The sequence below is a fragment of the Paraglaciecola sp. genome (assembly GCF_051252315.1).
In the GTDB taxonomy this organism is placed as follows: domain Bacteria; phylum Pseudomonadota; class Gammaproteobacteria; order Enterobacterales; family Alteromonadaceae; genus Paraglaciecola.
In genome coordinates, this window is sequence record NZ_JBPOFP010000175.1 from 1 (window position 1) to 6,299 (window position 6,299).

The window sequence follows — 6,299 nt, forward strand, 5'->3', positions numbered from 1 at the left end:
GGCATGATCTTCATCTGATAACAAAGTGAAATTTAGACTTTCTTTTTCAATAAATTTTGGCAGGCGTTTTACCGCATCTGGACTTACACCTAATACAACTACGTTTAAATCATTTAGCTCTTGTTGTGTGTCCCTTAAACCTTGAGCTTGAACTGTACAGCCTGGAGTCATCGCTTTTGGATAAAAGTAAATTAATACCTTCTTTCCTTTGAAATCGGCAATGGATACTGGCTCTGAATTTTGGTCAGGGCGAGAGAGTAGGGGCGCTTGTTCACCCGCTGTCAATGTTTGCATTAATAAATCCTTTGATTGTGAGAAACAAAACTAGTGATTTTGTTTGAATTCACCTTTTAAGTTTAGTGGTTTAAGTAAGGTTTGAAATGCTTGTTCAATCTCTTCAACGACTAAATCGTGTGGGATTGAAATTACCATTTTGCATTTCATCATTTGTTCTTGATGTGATTGGTCATTATCAGTATCGACAAATTTAAATCTGAACGCACTTACCGATATCTTATAACCGGCAAAAAAATGACTGACCTGATCGATTAATCCGGGAGTACTTTTTCCCCTAATCACAACATCAGCTAAGTGTTCTAAATTTTGTTTGTTATGTGATGAAGTACGTTTCATCAAAGACAAAAGGTTATGTTTCTGACAAGTTTGCGGCAATAAACATTCAGCTTGGGTGATGGCTCGAGGTGAACCCTCAATTATCATAGTTAACGAGAAATCTTGTCCATATATCGCGTGTCGACTGTCGAGTATATTACAGCCGACCCCTGAAACCGTTTCGGCTAAAGTACTCAATACACCAATTTGTTCAGCACCTAGGATAGTTATGATGAGTTGTTGATTCATTTTTAACCGTTTAAGTTTGTTTTTTCAGTAATTTATGCTTAATAACATACCTGATTTTTACCAAGCATCAAAAGATTCTATTCTAATATGCTTATTGTGCTATTCAAAGCTTGTTTTTAGAAGGTTGGATCATTACCATTAGGCGCGAATTTTTTCTGGAGAATACATGTTTACTGGTAGTTTTGTGGCGCTGATTACGCCGATGTTCGAAAATGGGCAAATTGATTACCCTTCTTTAAAGAAGTTGGTTGAATTTCATATTCAAAATGGGTCGCACGGTTTAGTGTCTGTTGGCACTACGGGTGAGTCCGCTACCTTGCCATTTGATGAACATATTGAAGTGGTAAGACGCACTGTTGAGTATGCTCAAGGTAAAATACCAGTGATAGCAGGTACAGGAGCAAACTCCACTGCTGAAGCCATATTTTTAAGTGAACAGTTATCTACTACGGGCGTGCAAGGTTTTTTAAGTGTGGTGCCGTATTACAATAAACCACAACAAAAAGGAATAATTGCGCATTTTGAAGCAATTGCAGATGCAACGGATATTCCGCTTATTTTGTATAATGTACCAAGCAGAACTGTTGCCGATATGTTGCCAGAAACAGTTGCTACCTTAGCAAAGCACCCAAACATCGTTGGACTTAAAGATGCTACTGGTGACATAGCCCGATTAAAAGCAACTCAACCATTAGTTGCTGATGATTTTGTGATGTTAAGTGGTGATGACGAATCAAGTTGTGATTTTTTAGAAAATGGTGGCCATGGTGTTATATCGGTTACAGCCAATATTGCGCCTAAGCAAGTAGCTGACATGTGCAATGCTGGTACAGCCAAGGATTATGCGTTAGCTAAACAAATTAATTCACAAATATCACAACTACATACAAGTCTGTTTATTGAGCCGAATCCGGTGTTACCAAAGTGGGCTTTGTATAAAATGGGATTAACAAATTCGGCTTTTTTACGATTACCTTTAGTTGAGTCGGAACTTGAGAGCCAAAATACAATCGAAGAAGTCATGCGCAGTTCTGGCGTATTATCTTAAGGAGATAGCATGACATTTAAATTACATATTGCAGGCATATTATCATTGTGTGCATTGAGTGCGTGTAGCACAGTCGAAGATAGAGAATTGGCAAGTGGTAGCTTTAAATATTTAGAAGAAAACCCTGGTCAAATGATGGCTGTTCCTGAGGGTATGGATAAACCAGCTTTTAGTGAAACGTTTAAATTACCTGAGTTAGGTGAAAATGCACCAATGAACACTATGGGTGAGAACTTAAGTGTACTTTCTCCAGCGCTAGTTTTGCCTTTGGTTTCAGGTTCTCATGTAGAAGAAGGCAAAAAAGGAGCAACAATTTGGTTTGACCAAGTTGATGATAGTCAGGCGCTAGATACGACTATTTGGAACTCATTGATTGCATTTTTAGAAGCGCAAGGCATAGGTGTAGCTGAATTTGATAAAGAGCGTCAAAAGCTAGTATCAGATTGGATGACAATTGACGAGTCTTTGGATGCTAAGTGGTATAGCTGGTCTAACTCTGAGCGTACGGTTGGTCAAAAATTTGAATTTAATCTAGATCTTAAACCTCACGGTAGGACGGCTGCTCTTGTTGTTGACTTAGTCGACTATAAAGAAAAGAAAGATGCTGAATCAACTGAAATCACCCAATCTAGAGACGCTAGAAGAAATGAAGTTGAGATCTTAAATCGAGTGATTGAACATTATGAGTACGAAATACGCTTAGCTGATGCAAAGCGCATTCGTCAAATTCGTCAAGGTTTAGCAATGGAGCTAGGTTTTGATGAAGATGGAGAAGCTGCGTATGTAGTAGATGCTGGATATGACATAGCTTGGCCACGTTTTTTATTAGTACTTAGAAAGTTAGGTTTTGACGTAAAAGATTACGATAAAAGTACAGGTCTACTGTTTGCTAAGTTTAATGGAATAGATGACGGATGGTGGGACAGCATGTGGGCTGATGAACAAGATCAACTTGATCTTGACTCAGAAGATTATCGTTTCAAAATTGGTGACTTAGGTAGTAAAACCTCTGTGACCTTGCTTGATAATGAAAGTAACCCTTTCCCAGTCAACAAAGTGTCTGATTTATATCCTATTTTTTCTAGAACCATGTCTACAGAAGACCTGGATATTTAATGTAAATTACCGTCTGTAGACGTTATCTATAGGCGGTCTTCTTTATTTTTGGTTAACCTACACTTTTCTTATTTCATCATTTGGTAATTACACATGTCTCTTTCTGAATCAATTTTATCTGTTAATAATGACTTGCCAATAAGAACCGATTTACCGGTTCATAGTGGGAAAGTGCGATCTGTGTATTGGTTAACAGAATCAGATAGCCGCCGTTTAATTGAAGAAAAGAACTATCCAGTGCCCGCTAATACGCCGTTAGCCATTATGGTCATCAGTGATAGAATTTCAGCCTTTGATTGTATTTGGCATGGTGAACAAAACATGCAAGGCGTGCCGGGTAAAGGCGCTGCGTTAAATGCTATTTCAAATCACTGGTTTGGATTGTTTAAGCAAAAAGGCCTAGCAGATAGCCATATTTTAGATATACCCCATCCCTTTGTTTGGATTGTCCAAAAAGCAAAACCTGTAATGATTGAAGCTATTTGCCGTCAATATATTACGGGATCTATGTGGCGTGCCTATGAAAAAGGTGAACGTGATTTTTGTGGGATCCAGTTAGAAGAAGGATTAAGCCAAGATAGCAAGTTATCAGAATTACTAATGACACCTTCAACTAAAGGCATACTTAAAGGTATTCCTGGGGTACCAGAAGCTGATGATGTGAATATTACCCGTGAAAACATTACCGATAACTATTCAGCTTTTAACTTCGAAAGTATTGAAGACGTTGGGTTATACGAGAAGTTATTGAAAGAAGGTTTTGCCGTTATCAGTGATGCACTGTCTAAACAAGAACAAATATTTGTCGATACAAAATTTGAATTTGGCTACGTCAAAGACTTAGACGGTAATAATAAACTCATATACATGGATGAAGTGGGTACGCCAGATTCATCTCGCATATGGGACGCTGAGCAATATAGCCAAGGGAATATTGTAGAAAACTCCAAAGAAAGCTTCCGCCAAATGTTGCTTAGTTATTTTCCAGAGCCAGATATCTTACTCAATAAAAACCGTATGCCAGAGCGCTCAGCACTAGCAGCAGACAATGCATTACCGGTTGATGTTTTGATGCAATTATCTAAAACCTATTTAGATATAGCTGAAAAAATTACCGGGGCAAAAATTGAATTAAGTGACAACCCTAAGGCTGAAGTGGTACAAATTTTAAGAGATGAATATCAGTTAATTGATTAACCCTTGATGAAGTTTTAAGTGGTCTATTTTTTCTCAAACGAAAATCGAGTATAAAAAGTGTAAACCCACTGAGGTTTATGGATCACTAAAACAACTAATGTCATACCATTAAACATGGCTTCAGGCATTAATAAGTAACTGGTCAAGTTTAAGTAGTTTTCTGAAATGGTGTGCCAACTATGCACACCATCCAAGTAATAATAGCCACTTAGGGCGAGCATCTTCATTCCGATAGCCAATGCACCGCATAAAAACCCGCACACAAATAAATACAGATAAGGCTGCTTAGGAAATACATGGTAAATTAATGTGTATAAGCCATACGTAACTGAAATAGGGAGTAATACCCCTAACAAAAAGTTTATTCCCAACAGATTGAAATTTTCTTCACCTAATATTGTGACACCAAGCAATGCAAGGGATGCGCTAAGTACTGACCACCTAAAACCTAATAACAAGGGTAGGGTCGATAACCACAAAAAGTGCACAGTTAACCCGGGGTAAGTCCCCGTTCTAAACATCCAAAGTATGAATATGGCTGCTGTGCTGCCAAATATTAGGTGTTGGACTTTTTTGTCAGACTTTAGTTGCTGTAGTGATAGGTTTTTAAAGCAACAATAAGCAAGAATACAAGAAAGTAAACTTGCCATAATTTGAATACTGGTCATAGGGGGTTATTCATTTCGGGACTATTCATTACGAGACTAATTCCAGCATACTATTCATTGAAAACCAATCATTGAACATTAGAATCGGTTTACTTAAAAACCGACCAAATAGGCGCATGATCTGAGGGTTTATCAATACCTCTTAATTCATAATCTACATCAGCTTCTTGAATTGTCGAGTGTAACTTTTTAGTTGCCAGAATCAGATCAATTCTTAAACCTCTATTATCTGGAAAACCTTTAGAGCGATAATCGAACCAACTGTATTTTTCTGATTCATCTGGGTGTAATGCTCTAAAACCGTCGGTAAATCCCCAGTCAATCAGGGTATTTAGCCATTCGCGCTCTTCTGGTAAAAAGCTGCACTTTTTAGTTTGTAACCAACGTTTTCGATTGGGTTCACCAATACCAATATCTAAATCGGTATGGGATATATTCACATCACCCATTACGATCACATTGTCATCTGGGGTGTGAAACTCATCTAAATAAACCATTAAGTCTTGATAATATTTTCGTTTAGCAGGGTACTTGGTTTCATGGGTTTGGTTTTCACCTTGCGGAAAATACCCATTTAGAACGCGGACTTGTTCTCCATTGTCCATAGGATAGGTGACCATGATCATACGGCGCTGAGCTTCATCATCATCGGTAGGAAAACCGTACTGCACGTTTAATGGCTCTTTTTTACATAACATGGCCACACCATAGTGAGCTTTTTGACCATGAAAGTACACCTTGTATCCCATCGCTTCTACGTCAGCTACTGGGAATTGTTCGTTATGCACTTTAATCTCTTGTAGGCCAATAATATCCGGTTGATGTTTGTCGATTAAAGCTTGTAATTGATGAAGGCGGGCTCGAATACCGTTTATATTAAAAGAGATAACTTTCATGTGTTTGATAAATACCTAAATAAAAATTTAAAAAAACGAAGTGTTATTATTGTGAAAGGTTATGCCACTAAGAACAAGTGTTTATCTAGCTTTTAAGTGATTAGCCTTCCTTATATTTTGGGGGCACTGTACGTAAGCAACTTTTGTCTAGTCGTTTTATTTCATTTGTTGACACGTTAGGCAGTGTCACAGTTTTTTGTTCTAAGTATTGATAATCTATTAAAGACAAAAGGTGGCTAATGCAATTGACTCTAGCTGCTTTTTTATTGTCGGCCTCTATGTTGTACCAAGGGCTAAGATTCGTATCTGTATGTTTTAACATTTCATCTTTAGCCCTAGAGTATTGATTCCATTTACTACGGGATACTAAATCCATATCGGAGAATTTCCAACGTTTTAGGGGATTGTTTAATCTTTCCTTAAATCGTTTTTCTTGGGTTTGTTGCGAAACAGAAAACCAATATTTGACTAATTTAATGCCTGAACCGAGTAGCATTTTTTCAAATTCTGGAC

General features: G+C 37.7%; 8 protein-coding genes. 3 read left to right on the forward strand and 5 right to left on the reverse strand.

Features of this window, described 5'->3' with window-relative positions; genetic code table 11:
* Both bcp and ACSHXM_RS20410 read right to left on the reverse strand, forming a co-directional pair.
* Positions 1 to 294 (reverse strand): thioredoxin-dependent thiol peroxidase (bcp, locus tag ACSHXM_RS20405; RefSeq protein ID WP_435691996.1); only part of this gene is annotated, 294 nt, incomplete at its 3' end.
* 30 nt (positions 295 to 324) lie between these two features.
* Positions 325 to 861: a glycine cleavage system protein R gene (locus ACSHXM_RS20410; RefSeq protein ID WP_435691998.1), complete on the reverse strand. Its 537-nt coding sequence runs from the start codon at positions 859 to 861 to the stop codon at positions 325 to 327.
* Positions 862 to 1,027: 166 nt separating this feature from the next.
* On the opposite strand from ACSHXM_RS20410, the gene dapA reads away from it, so the two are divergent.
* From dapA to ACSHXM_RS20425, 3 genes are all read left to right on the forward strand, one after another.
* Positions 1,028 to 1,909, forward strand: a complete 882-nt coding sequence (gene dapA, locus ACSHXM_RS20415; protein WP_435692000.1) for a 4-hydroxy-tetrahydrodipicolinate synthase — start codon at positions 1,028 to 1,030, stop codon at positions 1,907 to 1,909.
* A gap of 9 nt (positions 1,910 to 1,918) precedes the next feature.
* A complete protein-coding gene (bamC, locus tag ACSHXM_RS20420) occupies positions 1,919 to 3,025 on the forward strand; it encodes an outer membrane protein assembly factor BamC (protein ID WP_435692002.1) in 1,107 nt (368 codons plus the stop codon).
* A gap of 93 nt (positions 3,026 to 3,118) precedes the next feature.
* Positions 3,119 to 4,222 carry a phosphoribosylaminoimidazolesuccinocarboxamide synthase gene (locus tag ACSHXM_RS20425; protein ID WP_435692004.1) on the forward strand — a complete coding sequence of 368 codons (1,104 nt, stop codon included), beginning with the start codon at positions 3,119 to 3,121 and terminating at the stop codon, positions 4,220 to 4,222.
* 23 nt (positions 4,223 to 4,245) lie between these two features.
* Here ACSHXM_RS20425 and ACSHXM_RS20430 read toward each other — a convergent pair whose 3' ends face one another.
* From ACSHXM_RS20430 to ACSHXM_RS20440, 3 genes are all read right to left on the reverse strand, one after another.
* Positions 4,246 to 4,890, reverse strand: coding sequence for an energy-coupling factor ABC transporter permease (locus ACSHXM_RS20430; RefSeq protein ID WP_435692006.1), 645 nt, complete (start codon positions 4,888 to 4,890; stop codon positions 4,246 to 4,248).
* An 89-nt stretch (positions 4,891 to 4,979) separates the two neighbouring features.
* Entirely contained in the window at positions 4,980 to 5,786 is an 807-nt protein-coding gene (xthA, locus tag ACSHXM_RS20435; protein ID WP_435692009.1) for an exodeoxyribonuclease III, read from the reverse strand.
* Positions 5,787 to 5,886: 100 nt separating this feature from the next.
* Positions 5,887 to 6,299, reverse strand: a 413-nt coding sequence (locus tag ACSHXM_RS20440) for a polyphosphate kinase 2 family protein (protein WP_435692011.1), incomplete at its 5' end; no start/stop codon positions are given.

Bases quoted from the DNA above. Each gene is read 5' to 3' on its own strand.
- dapA (WP_435692000.1), top strand. From the start codon at position 1,028: ATGTTTACTGGTAGTTTTGTGGCGCTGATTACGCCGATGTTCGAAAAT.
- ACSHXM_RS20425 (WP_435692004.1), top strand. From the start codon at position 3,119: ATGTCTCTTTCTGAATCAATTTTATCTGTTAATAATGACTTGCCAATA.
- ACSHXM_RS20430 (WP_435692006.1), bottom strand. From the start codon at position 4,890: ATGACCAGTATTCAAATTATGGCAAGTTTACTTTCTTGTATTCTTGCT.
- ACSHXM_RS20410 (WP_435691998.1), bottom strand. From the start codon at position 861: ATGAATCAACAACTCATCATAACTATCCTAGGTGCTGAACAAATTGGT.
- xthA (WP_435692009.1), bottom strand. From the start codon at position 5,786: ATGAAAGTTATCTCTTTTAATATAAACGGTATTCGAGCCCGCCTTCAT.
- bamC (WP_435692002.1), top strand. From the start codon at position 1,919: ATGACATTTAAATTACATATTGCAGGCATATTATCATTGTGTGCATTG.